Annotated in this window: 12 protein-coding genes; all 12 read left to right on the top strand. The window is 61.4% G+C overall.

Translation table 11 applies throughout. From position 1 onward, the window contains the following. The first annotated feature begins 155 nt into the window (after positions 1 to 155). The 12 genes from tssA to tssM all read left to right on the top strand — a co-directional run bounded on the left by tssA (position 156) and on the right by tssM (position 16,446). On the top strand, positions 156 to 1,211 hold the full coding sequence (gene tssA / locus ACQZ5N_RS14505; RefSeq protein ID WP_448733279.1) for a type VI secretion system protein TssA: 1,056 nt from the start codon (positions 156 to 158) through the stop codon (positions 1,209 to 1,211). Positions 1,212 to 1,278: 67 nt separating this feature from the next. Continuing rightward, positions 1,279 to 1,788, top strand: a complete 510-nt coding sequence (tssB, locus tag ACQZ5N_RS14500; protein WP_035263819.1) for a type VI secretion system contractile sheath small subunit — start codon at positions 1,279 to 1,281, stop codon at positions 1,786 to 1,788. A 100-nt stretch (positions 1,789 to 1,888) separates the two neighbouring features. After that, on the top strand, positions 1,889 to 3,370 hold the full coding sequence (gene tssC, locus ACQZ5N_RS14495) for a type VI secretion system contractile sheath large subunit (RefSeq protein ID WP_059761077.1): 1,482 nt from the start codon (positions 1,889 to 1,891) through the stop codon (positions 3,368 to 3,370). A gap of 55 nt (positions 3,371 to 3,425) precedes the next feature. Further along, a complete protein-coding gene (tssC, locus tag ACQZ5N_RS14490; protein WP_448733278.1) occupies positions 3,426 to 4,820 on the top strand; it encodes a type VI secretion system contractile sheath large subunit in 1,395 nt (464 codons plus the stop codon). Continuing rightward, the gene (locus tag ACQZ5N_RS14485) at positions 4,817 to 5,641 is read left to right on the top strand and encodes a type VI secretion system accessory protein TagJ (protein WP_448733277.1); all 825 of its coding nucleotides are present in this window, start codon (positions 4,817 to 4,819) and stop codon (positions 5,639 to 5,641) included. The genes tssC (ACQZ5N_RS14490) and ACQZ5N_RS14485 overlap by 4 nt, the downstream gene beginning before the upstream one ends. Then, positions 5,634 to 6,143: a type VI secretion system baseplate subunit TssE gene (gene tssE / locus ACQZ5N_RS14480; protein ID WP_448733276.1), complete on the top strand. Its 510-nt coding sequence runs from the start codon at positions 5,634 to 5,636 to the stop codon at positions 6,141 to 6,143. Before ACQZ5N_RS14485 ends, tssE begins: the two co-directional genes overlap by 8 nt. Further along, positions 6,136 to 7,917, top strand: coding sequence for a type VI secretion system baseplate subunit TssF (gene tssF, locus ACQZ5N_RS14475; RefSeq protein WP_448733275.1), 1,782 nt, complete (start codon positions 6,136 to 6,138; stop codon positions 7,915 to 7,917). The genes tssE and tssF overlap by 8 nt, the downstream gene beginning before the upstream one ends. Before the next feature lie 9 nt (positions 7,918 to 7,926). Beyond that, positions 7,927 to 8,931: a type VI secretion system baseplate subunit TssG gene (gene tssG, locus ACQZ5N_RS14470; protein ID WP_448733274.1), complete on the top strand. Its 1,005-nt coding sequence runs from the start codon at positions 7,927 to 7,929 to the stop codon at positions 8,929 to 8,931. Between the two features lie 4 nt (positions 8,932 to 8,935). Further along, positions 8,936 to 10,141, top strand: coding sequence for a type VI secretion system-associated FHA domain protein (locus ACQZ5N_RS14465; protein WP_448733273.1), 1,206 nt, complete (start codon positions 8,936 to 8,938; stop codon positions 10,139 to 10,141). Next, positions 10,131 to 11,471 (top strand): type VI secretion system baseplate subunit TssK, encoded by a 1,341-nt coding sequence (gene tssK, locus ACQZ5N_RS14460; RefSeq protein ID WP_059761087.1) that lies wholly within the window; start codon positions 10,131 to 10,133, stop codon positions 11,469 to 11,471. The genes ACQZ5N_RS14465 and tssK overlap by 11 nt, the downstream gene beginning before the upstream one ends. Beyond that, positions 11,468 to 12,970 carry a type VI secretion system protein TssL, long form gene (gene tssL, locus ACQZ5N_RS14455; protein ID WP_448733272.1) on the top strand — a complete coding sequence of 501 codons (1,503 nt, stop codon included), beginning with the start codon at positions 11,468 to 11,470 and terminating at the stop codon, positions 12,968 to 12,970. The genes tssK and tssL overlap by 4 nt, the downstream gene beginning before the upstream one ends. Beyond that, positions 12,967 to 16,446 carry a type VI secretion system membrane subunit TssM gene (gene tssM / locus ACQZ5N_RS14450; RefSeq protein ID WP_448733271.1) on the top strand — a complete coding sequence of 1,160 codons (3,480 nt, stop codon included), beginning with the start codon at positions 12,967 to 12,969 and terminating at the stop codon, positions 16,444 to 16,446. Before tssL ends, tssM begins: the two co-directional genes overlap by 4 nt. Positions 16,447 to 16,448 lie beyond the last annotated feature (2 nt).

The raw sequence follows: 16,448 nt of genomic DNA, 5'->3' as shown, positions 1-16,448 counted from the left end.
GGTTGTCCACCCCGAAGTTTATTTTTTATCGGGTTAGATTAGGCAGTAGACGCCACAATTTAGACACATTTTGAATAAGTCTGTCTGAGGAATAGCCTTACGTAAGGGAAGTAACTACAAAAAATCCATTACTATTTTCTGGGGATAGACTGCTCTTGAACGCGCCGCATGTTAAAAGAGATATAGAATTTTTTGGAGATTGCGGAGAAAACATCCGCATCGATTCAAGAACGCGTGAAATATACTATAGAATTAAGGATGAAAGAAACCAGGCACGCACAGAAGAGCGCGCCGCGTCCCCACAGGATAACTTAAAGATCTCCAATAGCTGGGACAGTGTCAGCAATCTTGGATTGCAGATTATATATTCCGAAAGCAAGGACATAGAAATATTGGCGTGGCTTGCCGAAGCAAGCCTGCGGCTGCGCGGCTTTCCTGGACTGCGCGAAATCTATGAGCTTTGTGGCGATCTTTTTTACAACCACTGGGACTCATTGCGCTCCATCAGCGATGATAATGATGAGGAAAAATTTGCACCTTTTGCGGGATTGAACGGCATCGGCACCGAGGGAACGCTTGTGCAGCCGCTCCGGCTTGCGCCGCTGATCCCCGGAGGGAAATTTGGAGAGCACAGCCTCTGGGATTTCCAGCTGGCGCAACGGCCGAACGAGAGCAAACGGCGCGAAGAACTGTATCGGCTGGCATCCGAAGCAGGCGTTGCCGCCATGTCTTCCCATCTGGCCGAGGTCAACGCCTGTCTCTCCAGCTTCGACGCCATCATGGCGGTTCTTTCCGAACGCTGCGGCCAGTCCGCGCCACCCAGCTCCAATATCCGCAACACGCTCATCGAAGCTGCAGCGGCGATCCGCACGCTGGGCGGGCGCGAGCAGGAACCGGCACCGGTCGAGCAGGCGGCAGCCGCGGTTCCTGGAACCAACGACAACGGGCAACCGACGGCACGAACACCCGCGACGTCACCGGAAGGCATATCTTCACGCGACGAAGCGTTTGAAACTCTTCTTTCGGTTGCGCGTTACTTTCGCCGAACCGAACCGCATTCACCGATCTCGCTCTCCATCGAAACGCTGGTTCGCAGGGGGCGCATGGATTTTTCCGAACTGCTGGCGGAGCTTCTGCCAGAGGCACAGGCCCGCAACGCAGTTCTGACGGCCGCCGGGATCAAGCCCGGCGGAGACAACAACGGAAAATAACGAAGCAAGGGACGGAAACGCCGTCCCGTAACAGTCAGCCATGCCAAGGGGCATCAAGGAGGTTGAAATGGCAAGTGTACACGAAAAGCTGGAACGGGTTCGCAAGCCCCGCGTCCACATCAAATACGAAGTCGAAACCGAAGGCGCGATGGTGGTCAAGGAACTGCCCTTCGTCGTCGGCGTTCTCGGCGATTTCTCGGGCAATCCGACCCAGCCGCTGAAGCCGTTCGGCGAGCGTAAATTCGTTCAGATCGACCGCGACAATTTCGATGAGGTGATGCGCCGCATGACGCCTGGCCTCAACATTGCCGTTGCCAACACGCTGCAGAAAGACGGCACGGACATGCAGGTCAACCTGAAGTTCGAAAGCATGGACGATTTCGAACCCGGCGCCGTCGTGCAGCAGGTTCCTGCCCTCAAGGCGCTTCTGGACGCCCGCAACGAGCTGCGCGACCTGCTTTCCAAGGCCGACCGTTCGGAAGATCTGGAACGGATGCTGGAAGATATTCTGCAGAACAAGACCGATCTCGCAACGCTGGTTTCCGAACTCAAGGAAAAGAACGGCGCGAGCAAATAATCGCCTGTGCGGAGGAAAACCTCCCCGAACGGCCCCGATTGCGGGGCTTCAACTGTTCAAGCGGCATTTTTTTCAAAGCCGCATGTGGAAGGACTGAAACATGAGCGCTGAAAGCCTGCTGAAAAACGAAGCACAGGCAACGACCGCCGAAGATCAGGGACTGCTGTCCAAGGTGGTTGCTGCAACCCGCCAGACCGAACCGGACCGCGCGCAAAATCTTCTGCGCACGCTGACAGATCAGGCGCTGAAGGGAACGGTCAAATACGACCGCAACCTCACCGTCACCCTCAACCACGCCATTGCCGAACTGGACCGGACGATTTCCGAACAGCTCGCCGCCATCATGCAGGCGCCGGAATTCGCCAAGCTCGAAGGCACCTGGCGCGGGCTCAACTATCTCGTCAAGAATTCCGAGACGAGCGTCAACCTCAAAATCCGCGTCATGAACGCCGGCAAACGGGAACTGGCGCGCGATCTGGAAAAGGCCGTGGAATTCGATCAGTCGCGTCTCTTCAAGGCGATCTACGAAGACGAATTCGGCACACCCGGCGGCGAACCGCTCGGCGCGATCATCGGCGACTACGAATTCGACAATTCCTTCGATGACGTACAGTTGCTTCAGGGGGTTTCGTCGATTGCGGCGGCGGCTTTCGCACCGTTCATCTCGGCGGCAAGCCCGCAGATGTTCGGCTTCGAGGATTATCGCGATCTCGCCCGTCCGCGCGATCTCGAGAAGATTTTCGATACGGTAGAATATGCCAAGTGGCGCAGCTTCCGCGAAAGCGACGATTCCCGTTTCGTCACGCTCGCTTTGCCGCGTGTTCTGGCGCGCATGCCCTATGGCCCGAAAACCAACCCGATCGACGATTTCGCCTATGACGAAACCAGGGGTGCAGTGAATGGCGACCTGCAGCATGACGAATATTGCTGGATGAACGCCGCCTATGTCATGGGAACGAAGCTGACCGACGCTTTTGCAAAGAGTGGCTGGTGCACGGCGATCCGTGGTGCGGAAAATGGCGGCCGGGTGGAAAATCTGCCCATGCACGTCTTCTCCAGCGATGACGGCGATCTCGATCTCAAATGCCCGACCGAAGTGGGCATTACCGACCGCCGCGACGCGGAACTCGGCAAGCTCGGCTTCCTGCCGCTCTGCCACTACAAGAACACGGATTATGCGGTGTTCTTCGGCGCCCAGACCGCGCACAAGCCGAAGCTTTACGACAAGCCGGAAGCCACGGCCAACGCCGCGGTTTCGGCCCGCCTGCCCTACATCATGGCCACGTCGCGCTTCGCACACTATCTCAAAGTGATGGGCCGCGACAAGATCGGCTCCTTCATGGAAGCATCCGATTGCGAAGTCTGGCTCAACCGCTGGATCGCCAACTACGTCAACGCCAATGACGAAGCGGGCGAAGAAAGCCGGGCGAAATATCCGCTGCGCGACGCCAAGGTGACCGTGCAGGAAGTGCCGGGCAAACCCGGCGCCTACAATGCGGTCGCATGGATGCGGCCCTGGTTGCAGATGGAAGAACTGACGACCTCGCTGCGCATGGTCGCCCGTATTCCGTCCAAGAACTGAACCCGGACCGGGGTGGTCCGCCACCCCGGCCCCGTTCGTCACCCGGAGCCCGCTCATGGCGCATCAGTCCTTTCCGGACGCCCGCATTTTCGCCGACCAGCTCATCGCCCTCATCGACGATGCGCTGACCGGCCAGGTGAACGCCATTCTCCATCACCCTGATTTTCAGGCGATGGAAGCGAGATGGCGCGGGCTTGCCATGGTCGTTCGCGAGGCTGGTCGCGGCGCCGACGTCAAGGTGAAGATGCTGAATGCCAGCTGGCGCGATCTTGCCCGCAACACGGAACGCGCCACCGACTTCGACCAGAGCCATCTTTTCGAAGTCGTCTATAATCGCGAATTCGGCATGCCGGGCGGCGAGCCGGTCGGCCTGTTGATCGGCGACTACGCGTTTTCCCCAGACGATCTTCAGGGCGCCGATTCCATCACCACGCTGTCGCAGATCGGCATGGTGGCTGCGGCCGCCTTCTGCCCCTTCGTCGCGGCGGCAGCACCTTCCGCCGTCGGCCTGCAGGACTTCGTCGAACTCAGCCGGGTTCACGACTTTTCCTCGCTGAAGCAGGATAAATCGCGGCTGCGGTGGAATGCGCTGCGCGCACGCGACGATTCCCGCTTTGTCGGGCTTGTTGCGCCGCGCGTTTTGCTGCGCTCGCCCTACAGGCCCTATGCGCGGGGGCGCGATGACGGATTTCCATTCCGCGAGCATGTGGCGGAAAGCGGCGAGACCCTGCTGTGGGGCAACGCCGCCTTCGCCTTTGCAACGGTGGTGGTGCGCAATTTCGTCGATTCCGGCTGGTTTGCGGATCTGCGCGGCGTGACGCAGGATGCCGTGGATGGCGGCATGCTCTCTTCCCGGCAATTGCCGCCGCTTGATCTCGGCATCGAAAGCAACGGCCTTTCCGCGCAGCCGCCCGTCGAGGTGCAGCTGACGACCGGACAGGAACAGCAATTTTCCGATCTCGGCATCGTGCCCGTCTCCACCACCTATCTCTCCGGCATGGCGATCTTCAACGCCAACCAGTCTCTGCATGCACCCGGCCATTATTCCAGCGAAGCGGCAAGACAGAACGCCCGCCTCGCGGCCATGCTGCAATATGTGCTGTGTGCCTCCCGGTTCTCGCATTACCTCAAGGTCATCATGCGCGACGATATCGGCCAGCTGAGCGATGCCTCGACGATAGAGCGCAAGCTGGAAGGCTGGCTTTCCTCCTACACGCTCGGCAATGACGATGCGGAAGCGGCGCTGCGCACGCGCTACCCGCTGCGCTCCGCCGGGATCAACGTCTTCGAGGTTCCCGGCAAGCCCGGAACATTCTCCTGCACCGTGCGCCTTCAGCCGCATTTCCAGCTCGATGACGTCTCCACGAGCTTCCACCTCATTGCCGAAACCATGATGCCGCCCGCCGCCGCATCCCGGTCTCAGGCCGAGCCGCAAAGGATACCCGCATGACGCTGCGCGACGATATTTCCCGCCTTCTCGACGATGACCGGCTGCAGGACGCGATCGGGCTTGCGCGCGAACACGTCAAAACGAAGCCAACCGACAAGGATGGCCGCCATTTCTACATCGACCTGCTGGTCCTTGCCGGCGACTATGAGAAGGCCGATGCGCAATGCAATCTGGCCGCAACATTCTCGCCGCAGGAAAGCGTCGGCTTTTCTCTTTTTCGCCACCAACTGCGCGCCATGGCCGCACGCAATGCGTGGTTCGAAAACGGCGCGGTGCCGGATTTCCCCGGCGGTCCGTCCGAACTCGATCAACTGGCCATCCGGGCAAATATCGCTGCACGCAGCGGCGATGCGGATGCCGCCAGAACCGCACTGGCTGAACTCGATGAAAAACGCGGCAATGTACCAATCGGCCGCAACGGCAAGAGCGCCGGCGATATTCGCGATCTGGACGACCGGATTCCGCATGCGCTGGAGGTGCTGACCAATGGCGGCCGCTACCTCTGGATCGATTACGGTCGCATAGAAAGCCTCGCCATCGACCCGATGAGCCGCCCGCGCGACCTCGCTTTCCGCGGGGCTGAGCTGACGTTGCGCGACGGCGCGGTCGCATCCGTGCTGCTTCCGGCCATCTATCACGGTGCGAAGGACGATGTCAGCCTCCTCCTCGGCCGGGAAACCCGATGGAGCGAGGAAGACCAGCCTCTGGCAACCGGGCAGGGCCAGCGCTGCCTGCTGATTGGCGACGATGTGGTGCCGTTCCACGAGATCGGCTCCCTTTCCGCCGCCTCCGACGATGAAAGGCAGATCGCCCGTGGTTGATCCGCTCGAGCAATATCGCGCGCGGCAGAGAACGCTGTCGCGCTCCGTTCTGGACCGGCTGCTCGATGACGCGCCGGATGCGGAAACGGATATGCTCGTCAGCCTGAAGGATCAGGCGCGCGAGATGCGCGAGGTGATCCGCCGCGATCTCGAGGCATTGCTCAATACCCGCCGTAACCCCGCCGGTCCGCCGACAGCGCTGAAAGAGCTTACCGATGCGCTGGTGAGCTATGGCGTGGACGGCATTCTTTCGGCCAATCTGGTGACGGATGCCTCCAAGGCGCGGCTCGCACGCAGCATCGAGCGGCGAATTTCCTTGTTCGAAACCCGCCTTGGCGATGTGCATGTGACGATCCTGAAAAACCGCACGGATGGCGACCGGGCGCTTCGCATGCGCATACAGGCAAGTTTCCGCCTTCAGGAAGGCATGCCGCCGATCAGCTTCGAATCCCGGATCGATCCGTCCACACAGCGTTTCCTGGTGGAGGCGACGAATGGCTGACGGCTTTCTCGAAAAATACAATGACGAACTTTTCGCGCTCCGAAAACGCGCATCGCGTTTTGCGGCGGCGTTTCCGAAGATCGCCGGCAGGCTGCGCATGACGGGCGATGTCGCCGACGATCCGCATGTCGAGCGGCTGATTCAGAGTTTCGCCTATTCCGCCGCCCGTGTGCGCCAGAAGCTGGACGACGAGTTTCCGGAACTGTCGGACAGCCTCTTGGAAACGCTCTACCCGCATTATCTTGCGCCGATCCCGTCCATGAGCGTGGTTCAGTTCACCCCAAGTACGGCGCTCGCAACCGTGCAGACACTTCCCCGGCACAGCGAAATCCTTGCCGAGCCGGTGGGGGGTGAAAGCTGCCGTTTTCGCACCACGCAGGCGGTGGAGATCGCGCCGCTGCAAATCGCAGCCGCAACGCTTTCCGGCCAGCCGATCGACGCGCCTTTTTCGGCCTCGTTTGCCGGCGCCGCCAGCTGCCTGCGGCTTTCGCTGCGCAGCACGGCGCCGCGCAGCGGCACCTTCCCGGAAATGGGCCTGACAAAGCTTCAGATTTTTCTGTCCGCCGCCTGGCAGCAGGCCACGGCGCTTTACGAGCTTTTGACCAATCATTGCGTGGGCATGGCGCTTGCACGGCACGCCGAGGACAAGGAAGCCGTTTTCCTGCCCGCCGGCAATCTCACGCCATCGGGTTATACGCGCGATCAGGCCATGTTGCCCTATCCGGCCAACAGTTTTGACGGATACCGGCTTCTCACCGAATTCTTCGCCTTGCCGCAGAAATTTCTCTTTCTCGATATCGATGGGCTACGAAAATGGAGCGGCGGCGATTGCGAACTTTACATCTATCTGGATGCGGCGGACACGCAGCTTGAGCGCATGGTGTCGGTCCGGGATTTCGTGCTGAACGCCTCGCCGGTCATCAACCTGTTCAAACAAAGCTGCGAACCGCTCAGCCTCGATGGCACACGCACGGAATACCGCCTGCTGCCGGATGCACGGCGGCAGCGGACCCGCGAAATCTATGCCGTCGAAAACGTCCAGCTGACCAGCCGTTCCGGGCAGACCGAAAAGACCTCCCCGTTCTTCGGCCGTACCCAGCGCAACAACGGCGCGAACGTTTTCTGGCAGATACAGCGCCGTTTCGACGACGACGGTTCTTCCGATACGGACATCGCCTTCGTCGATCAGAAGCGCGGACCGCTGGGGCCGCTCGACATGGTGGCGAGCATCGATACGCTGTGCATCAATCGCGAATTGCCAAGCCAGCTTCCCTTTGGCGGCGGCCACCCCTTCCTGCAGCTTTCGACCGGCAACGAGGCGGTGAAATCCATCCATGCGCTGATGCCGCCGACGGCGGCGATCCGCGTCAACGAACGCTCCGCGCGTGAATGGCGGCTGATCTCGCATCTCCTCCTCAACCATCTCTCCCTCACCGACAGCGGCGGCGCGCCGCTGAAGGACATTCTCTCGCTCTATTCCTTCAGGGACAGCCCGGAAACCCGGCAGCTGGTGGAGGCGATCAGCAATGTCGAGGCGCAGAATTCCCATGCCCGGATCGGCTCGGCGATGGTGCCGGGAACGGACATCACCGTGGAGTTCGACCCCGCGCTGATCGCGCGGCCTGCCGCATTTGTTTTCGCCAATGTCCTCAATCATTTCTTCGGGCTCTACACCTCGATTAACAGTTTCACGCGGCTGACGGCGACGATGCGCGGCCATTCCAAACCGATTGCCCGCTGGCCTGCCCGTGCAGCCGACCGGCCGCTGCTCTAGGAGACCGGGATGGAACAGCAGACGCCAACCATGAAAGACCGGCAGGCCGCGCTTCTCAGCGACGATCCCGGCCGTTTTGAGCCCGCCACCGCGTTTCGCGTCGCCCAGCTCGTTTCGGCGGATGACGGGATTGTCGTCGTCGCCCATGGCGGAACACAGCCGACACCGCTGGCGATCAGCGGTTTCAACCGCAAACGCGGCCAGGCCGAACTGAAATCCGCCTTCGCGCCCATTGTCGGGCCGCTCGGTTCGCTGCCGCCGGCCTATGGCGAATTGCTGCAGCGGGAAGAACGCAATCGCTCCGGGGCGCTAGCGAGCTTCTTCAATCTGTTCGCAGCAAGGTTCAGCGAACTGTTCGTATCCGCGACGGAAAAATACCGCCTCGCAAGGGGATTGCGCTGGTCGGCCGAGCGTCAGGAAAACGGTTTTCGCAAAACCCTGCTTGCACTCACCGGGTTCCGCACAGCCGGTCTGGTCGAGAAGGCAGGCGTGAGCGAAGATGCGCTCCTGCGGTTCAGCGGCCTTCTGGCCGGCCGCAACCGCAATGTTTCGGCCCTGACCTCGATGCTTTGCGAATTCACGGGACTTCCGGTGAATGTCGAACAGTTTCGCCGGCGATGGGTGGCTTTGCCGCTTCACGAACAAAGCCAGCTCGGGCAGGCATCCGGTCTGAGGCTTGGACAGAACACGACGGCGGGAAGCGCTGTCGAAGATATGAGCGGCGGCTTCCGGATCGTGATCGGTCCCGTCGCCTATGCGGATTATCTGGCCCTGACGCCCGGATCGAAACGCCTTGCGGAGATATTTTCGCTGACACGCCTGTTCGTCGGAAGCGCCTTGCATTTCGATGTGCAGGTGATCCTGAAAAAGGAGGACATTCCCTTCTGCCGCCTCGGCCAGTCCGATGCCCCCGCCCGCCTCGGCTGGAACAGCTGGGCTCGCGTGGCGCCCGCCGAAAAAGACAGCGCCGATGCTGTGGTGACCGAGCGCGAAGGCTCGGCGATTTCCGCGTGAGGGCATGGATATGAAGCTTGCACTCAAGGACACACGAAATATCGGAGCCGCAAGAGCCAGTCAGTGGAGCTTCGAGCGCGGCCGCCGCGTCATCGGCCGGTCTCGCGATTGCGACTGGCAGATCGATGACAATGAGCGGCGCGTTTCCAAGCTGCACTGCACGCTCAGCCGCGATGGCGAAGGTTTTACGATCCTTGACCAGAGCGCGAACGGCACGCTGGTCGATGGCCGCCTGCTGCTGGAAGGCGAAAGCGCGCGTCTCCGCGACGGTTCGCAAATCAACATTGGCGGGCAGGTTTTTCAGGTCGCCATCAGCGGCGATGCCGAACTGGATTTTTCCGATCCCGATGCTTCCCTGCGCATGAGTGACGAGCCGCTGACCATTTCTGCGATCCTTGCCGATATCGCCCCGAATGGCCGTTCGGCCGGCGGCGTGATGGGCAATACCGCCTCCGCCGACGACTGGTCCGAAACATGGCGCGAGGGCGCGAAGCGGAAGGCGAAATCCATTTCGCGAAATGTCGAGATCGGCTGGAGCGAACCGCCCTCGGCGCGCGGAATAGGCGCCGTTCTGCCTGATAACTGGGACGAGGAGCCGGTTGCAAGCAGCGAGCACGAACATACCGACGCACTGAACACGCCGGTCATGATCTCTCGTCCGGTTTCGGCCTCAGATAACGAGGATTTCGACAGCGTTTTCCCGGAAGCAGGCGAAGACCTGACCCCAGAGGGCGCATCGGCTGCGGGCGCTTCGACCGCGCAGGAGATCGGCGATCTTCTGACCGTGCTGGAGCAGGAAAGCGCCGATTGTCTGGCCATTCTCGACATTGAAGGCGAGCGCGCCGGCCACGGTTCGTCAGCCTCCCTGAGCGAACGGGTGGAAACGCTCATCCGCCAGCAGCGGCGGCTCGCCGCCTCTCTTGAAACCCTGATCCACGGCTGCACGCAAAAGCTCGAGCCGAGGCTTCTCGAAGCCTCCGTCGATGCCGGCAACGATCTTCGTGCCAAAATCGAGCGCCGCGACTGGCAGGGGCTGATCATGAAGACCGACTACTGGTCCACTTACAAAAAGCAATTTGAGGAAAACGGCCGTCCATTGCCGGTCAGGCAGTTCCTGCAGCGGGCAGCGCGCGGTGAGGCCGCGCCGACGCAGGAACCTGACGCGATAACGGCCGATGCAAAGGGGGTAAACAACCACGATGAGACATGAGAACCGTGTTGCCTGGAGCGAGGGCATGTTTCTTCGCGTTCAGCATTTTCAGCAATCCGACCGCTGGACCGAGCGGCTGGTGCGCAACACCACGCGCAACCTCTCGCCTTACCCGTGGGGCATCGCCGAAATCGGCGTGGACCGCAGCGCGCTGTCGATAGGGCAATTCGCCCTGTCGAACCTGCGCGGCGTTCTTCCCGATGGAACGCCTTTCGAGGCGCCGGAGGATTCCGACCTGCCGCCGCCGCTCGATCTCGACGAAAGCGTCAAGAACGCCGTTATCTATCTCGCCCTGCCGGCCCGGCAACCCGGCAAGGCCGACATGTCCGCCAGCGGCCGCAACGATGCGAACAATGTGCGCTTCACCGCCTCCAGCTATGAGGTCTCCGACACCAATATCGAGACGGATTTCGTGGCCCCCATCGATGTCGGCCGTCTCAGCCTGAAATTCCTGAAAACCGGCGACGATCTTTCCGGTTACGATCTCATCGGTCTTGCAAGGGTCATCGAGGTCCGCTCAGACCGCGCCGTCATTCTGGACCCGGATTTCATTCCTCCGAGCCTGAGCTGCGCGGCGGCGCCCCGCCTCAACGAATTGCTGACGGAGCTTCTCGGGATCGTGCGCCACCGCGCCCAGGCGATTGCCGAACGCATCGGCGATCCGACGATCAGGGGAACGGCGGAAGTGGGCGATTATTTCCTGCTGCAAATCCTCAATCGGGCCGATCCGCTGCTGGCGCATCGCTGCGCCAACGCCACGCGTTTTCACCCCATCCGCTTTTACGAAGACTGCATCCAGCTTGCCGGCGAGCTTGCAACCTTCACCACGGACAAAAAGCGCGCGACGGATTTCCCGCCCTATCGGCACGAGGACTTGAAAGCCACCTTCGGGGCGGTTTTCGACGATCTGCGCACATCGCTGTCAGCGGTTCTGGAACAGGCGGCCGTGGCGATCGAGCTGGTGGAGCGCCGCCACGGCGTCCGCGTCGGCACCATCCACGACCGCACGCTGCTGCGCGATGCCGGCTTCGTACTCGCCGTGCGCGCGGATATGGCCGCCGAAGACATTCGTCGCCGCCTGCCGGCGCAGATCAAGGTCGGGCCGGTGGAGCGGATTTCCGAACTGGTCAATGTGGCTCTGCCCGGCATTCCCGTGCGCTCCCTGCCGGTCCTGCCGCGGCAATTGCCCTATCGGTCCGGCACCGTCTATTTCGAGATCGACACGCAATCACCCCTCTGGAAGCAGCTTGAGACCTCCGGCGCGATTGCCCTGCATCTGGCAGGCGAGTTCCCCGGGCTTGAGATGGAAATGTGGGCGTTACGCGAATGAGCAAGGAAAACCCTTCTTCCTGGCAGGATTTGCCGACGGTGGTCGAGATCACCGAGGAAAGCCGCAGACGCAACCAGAATGCCCGTAACATGGCGGCGATCCTCGAAGACATTGTCGAGACCAACGAGCCGACCGGGCGGCCGAGGGCGAGCGCGGCCGCCATGCCGGTCGATCAACTGCTCTCCGGTTTCCATTTCGGCGGCGGCGATGTGCCGACGCTCGTGCAATCGGCCGCTCCCCTTCTCAACCTCGCGCATCTCCTGCGCTTCAGCGATGCGGAGCCGGATCCCGATCAGCTTCGCCGCGCCTGCATTGAGGCGATCACCCGCTACGAACGCGATCTCGCCTCCGCCCGCATCAGCCCCGAGCGGGCAAGGGCGGCGCATTATGTCGTTTGCGCCACGGTGGATGATGTGGTTCTCAGTAAACCCTGGGGCGTGCGGGCAGGCTGGGCGCGCTCCGGCCTTGTCTCCACCTTCCACAACGATGTCACCGGCGGCGACCGGGTTTTCGACATTCTCGACCATTTCCATCAGTCGCCCGGCGCCAGCAAGGATCTGCTGCTGCTGATCTATCTGTGCCTGTCGCTGGCTTTCGAAGGGCGTACCCGTGTTTCGCCAAAGGGTGCGCTGGAGCTTTCGCGCATCCGCGACAGCCTCTACAAGACGCTGATCGGCCAATACGGCACCTTCGAACGGGAGCTTTCGCCGCACTGGAAAGGCGTGGAAGCCCGTCATACGCCATTGCGCACGATGGCCGCGCTGTGGACCCTGCTGTCCCTGATGGCGCTTGCCTTCGCGCTTGGTTATCTCTTCTTCACGCTGTCGCTCAACAACGCATCCGATGTGACCTTCGAGAGGCTCGCCCATCTGCCGCCGAACGAGACGCCGAGCGTGCTGATCGCAAGCCCGCCCCAGCCACCGGCGCAGGTCGAAACGCCCAAGGTCGTGGAACCGCCGAAGACGGTGGAGCCACGGCAACCCTCCCGGCTTGAAAAGCTGATGGCCTTCCTTCAGCCGGAAGTCGAAAAGAAGCTAGTCACACTGGCGGATGTAAACGGGCGGCTGCGCATTCGCATCAACAATTCGGGCCTGTTCTCCACCGGCAGCGCCGATGTCAGCCCGCAGTTCCGCGATCTCATCCAGCGTATCGGCGGCGCGCTTGCGGCTGAAAAATTCCGTGCCGTCGTCATCGGCTATACCGATACCGTGCCGATCAAGACGGTGGAATTTCCATCGAACTGGCACCTTTCCGAAGCCCGCGCCAAGGCGGTCGGGGACATTCTTTCACAATTCACCGGCCCGGAAGCGATCCTGACAGAAGGCCGTGCCGACAGCGACCCGATCGCCGACAACAAAACGGAGGAAGGCCGCCAGATCAACCGCAGAACGGAAATCATGGTCCTGACCAATCCCGATGAAAAACTGAGCGACGCCGGCATTCTCTCGCCGACCATCCAGAACAGTTCGGGACAGCAGCCGCAAGAGGCACAGCCATGAATCCATTGAGCTATTTTTATACGATCCGATCCTATGTCGAGAGCTATGCCGCTCTCATCGGCCGCCGTTTCCTGTCGCTGTTATGGGTGGTCGCGCTCTGCATCGTCATCTGGTTTTACGGCTATCTGGTCGCGCTGGGCGATTTCAAGCCATTGGGAACGACGCAGGCCCGGCTCATCGCCATCGGCATCGTTCTCGCCATATGGCTGATTTATATCGTCGTCACGATTTATCGCGGCCGCAAGCAGGACAAGGAACTCGTCGACAGTATCGAGCGCGAGGCTCTGGCCAACCGCCAGGCCGAAGTCGGCGAAATCCAGATGCGTCTCAAGGAAGCGCTGGCGCTGCTGCGGCGGGTCACGAAAAAGCGTTTCGGTTATATTTACGACCTTCCCTGGTACGTGATCTTCGGCGCACCCGGCTCCGGCAAGACAACGGCGCTCACCAATTCCGGCCTGCAATTTCCGCTTGGCGATGCGCTCGGCGAAAACGCGGTAAAGGGCATCGGCGGCACGCGCAACTGCAACTGGTGGTTCGCCGACGAGGCGATATTGATCGACACCGCCGGCCGTTACACCACACAGGACGACCTCGATGGCTCATCCAAAGCCGGCTGGGAAGGGTTCCTCGGCCTTCTGAGACGCTATCGCCGCTCGCAGCCGATCAATGGCGCGCTGGTGACATTGTCCATCCCCGATCTTCTCACCCGCGATCCCGAGGAACAACGGCAGGAACTGCGCTCCATCCGCCAGCGGCTTTCGGAACTGGACGAATATCTGCACGCCCGCGTCCCGGTCTATATCGTGCTGACCAAGGCCGATCTGCTGCATGGTTTCGTGGAATTCTTCGACGGTTTCAACAAGACCGACCGCCAGCAGGTGTGGGGCACCACCTTCAAGCTGGATGAGAGCTATACCGCCGAGAACCTGCCGCAACGCCTGACGGAAGAGTTCGAACTGCTGCAACAGCGGGTCGATGCGATGCTGATCGAGCGCCTGCAGCAGGAGCAGAATGCCGAGACGCGCGGCCGCATCTTCCGTTTCCCCGCCGAACTTGCGCGGTTGAAAGACCGGCTCCATGAGGCCCTGACCGAACTTTGCGCACGGTCTCCGCTGATCGAAGCCCCGCTTTTGCGTGGCGTTTATCTCGCTTCGGGAACGCAGCCGGAAACGGAAAGGTCTCCCGCAGCGGCCAGAACCCGCCGAAGCTACTTCCTGTCGCGGCTGTTCAAGGATGTCATCTTCCCCGAAGCCGCGCTGGTGATGCGCGACAAGCGCCTTTCCGGACGGCAATTGCTGGTGCGGCGCATCGCCTATGGTGTTTCGGCCGCCGCAGTCGCCATCGTCTTCACCGGCTGGATTTTCACCTATTTCGCCAATACGCAGGCGCTTGCCGAAGCGGATCGCAAACTTGGCGCTTATGAACAACTCGTTCAGGGCATTCCCGTGCGCGATGTTTCCGACGCCGATTTTCTCCGCATCCTTCCGGCGCTCGACAATCTGCGCGATGTCAATTCCGGCTTTGCCCGCGAGAGAGTGTGGAATGTCAGCTTCGGGCTCGATCAGGAAGACAAGATCGCCGGACGGCAGCGTGACGCCTATCAGCGCGCACTCAATGCCCTGCTCCTGCCGCGCATGATCGTGCAGCTCCAGAAACAGCTCAAGGACGAAAAGGATGTCACGCGCACCTTCAATTCGCTGAAGCTCTATGGAATGCTTGGCGGCATGGGTGCGCTGGACCCCGATTTTCTGACCGTGCAGACGCACCAGATGTTCGCATCCCTCTATCCCGGCGATGGAAGGGCGGCGGCGAGAGAAGCGCTCGACCAGCATGCAGAAGCGCTCGCGGACGGCGTGCTCGCCCCGATTGAGCTAGACGCACGGCTCATCGCCACTGCCCGTGAAACCATCCGCAACCAGGCTGTCGGCACGCGCGCCTATGATATTCTCGCCGGTCTTCCGCAGACGCGGGAACTGATGGAATGGACACCCGCCACGGCCTTCGGCCCGCTGGGAGAGCGTGCCTTCGAGCGGCGCAGCAAAGCGCCGATGGCGGAAGGCATCGAAGGTCTTTTCACGGCGGAGGGATATCGCAGCGTCGTCATTCCGCAGGTGGCCCATGCGGCCCGTATCGCACTTTCCGAAGGGTGGGTGCGCGGTTCCGATGATGCACTCCGTGGCGCAACCGTCGAGCAGGTGGCGCAGGCCGCGCTGCAAATCTATTTCGACCGTTTCGAGAAAAAATGGGCCGATACGCTGGCCGACCTTCGGGTCAAGCCGTCCCAGACCCTTGGCGACGCGGTGGAAACAACCCGCGCGCTTGCCAATGAACGCAATATCGTGGTGGAGGCTGCCAGATCGATCGCGGAGGCGACCGATCTGCGCCCCGGAGCGAACCCCGCCGCCCTCGCCTCCGCCGCTGAAGGCGACGCGACCGCAGTCGTTCTGGCCGCCACTGTAAACGCGGCCGATCCCTATGCGAGACTGCGGGACATGCTGGCGGCGAAAGGCGCGGCCACAACGGGCGAGCAGGCCAATGGCGGCAAGGCCGGCGGCTCGCCATCGGAACAGTTGCTCGCGCATTTCAAGATGCTGAACGAGCAGCTTGCCCGCTCGGCAACCACCTCCGATGAAGTCGCCAAGGTGTTCGACGTGGATAGTCAACTCACCAAGGCCAATCAGGATCTGTTGCAGCAGGCCCGTGAATTGCCGGCGCCCCTCGATGTGTGGGTGGCGGGCGTGGCGGCGGATGTCGGCTCGCTTGCGGTCAAATCCGCCCGCAGCCGCATTGCCGAACTCTGGGCGGCCGATGCGGCATCGCTGTGCTCTTCCATCGTGACCGGGCGTTATCCTTTCGACAGGTCGTCTTCCCGCGATGTCGCCATCGCGGATTTCACCCGTCTCTTCGGGCCGACCGGGGTTTTCCAGTCCTTCTTCAAACAGCGAATGGAAGCCTTTGTCGACAAGACCACCAACCCCTGGAGCTGGAAAGGCACTTTCGGCGCCGCCGGCATTCCAAGCAGCGCCGTCGCCCAGTTCGAAAATGCCGACAAGATTTCGCGTGCCTTTTTCCCGAATGGCAGCGAGACGCCGGCGGTGTCGATCAATGTCAAACCCGTTTCGCTCACCAATGCCTCCAGCGCGGTGATGCTGGAAATCGAAGGCGAGCGGGTGGTTTATTATCACGGCCCCATTCAGGCGAAATCGATCACCTGGCCGTCGCGTGAAAACACGGCGAGCCTGTCGCGCATCGCCTTCCAGCCGGGCGGCTGGCAGCAGGCGAAAACCGAAAACGGCGACTGGTCGCCATTCCGGTTGTTCGACGGCGCCGATATCGAAAACCAGTCGGGCGACCTGCTGCGGGTGCGATTTGCGAATGGCGCTCAGGCTGCCGAATTCGATATTCAGTTCGGCTCGGTTCTCAACCCGTTCAGGCTGGACGCCATCGCCGGCTTTGCCTGCCCCGCGCAATTTTAGCG

The sequence above is a fragment of the Agrobacterium sp. 22-221-1 genome (assembly GCF_053522445.1).
This window is presented reverse-complemented; position numbering and strand designations above follow the sequence as displayed.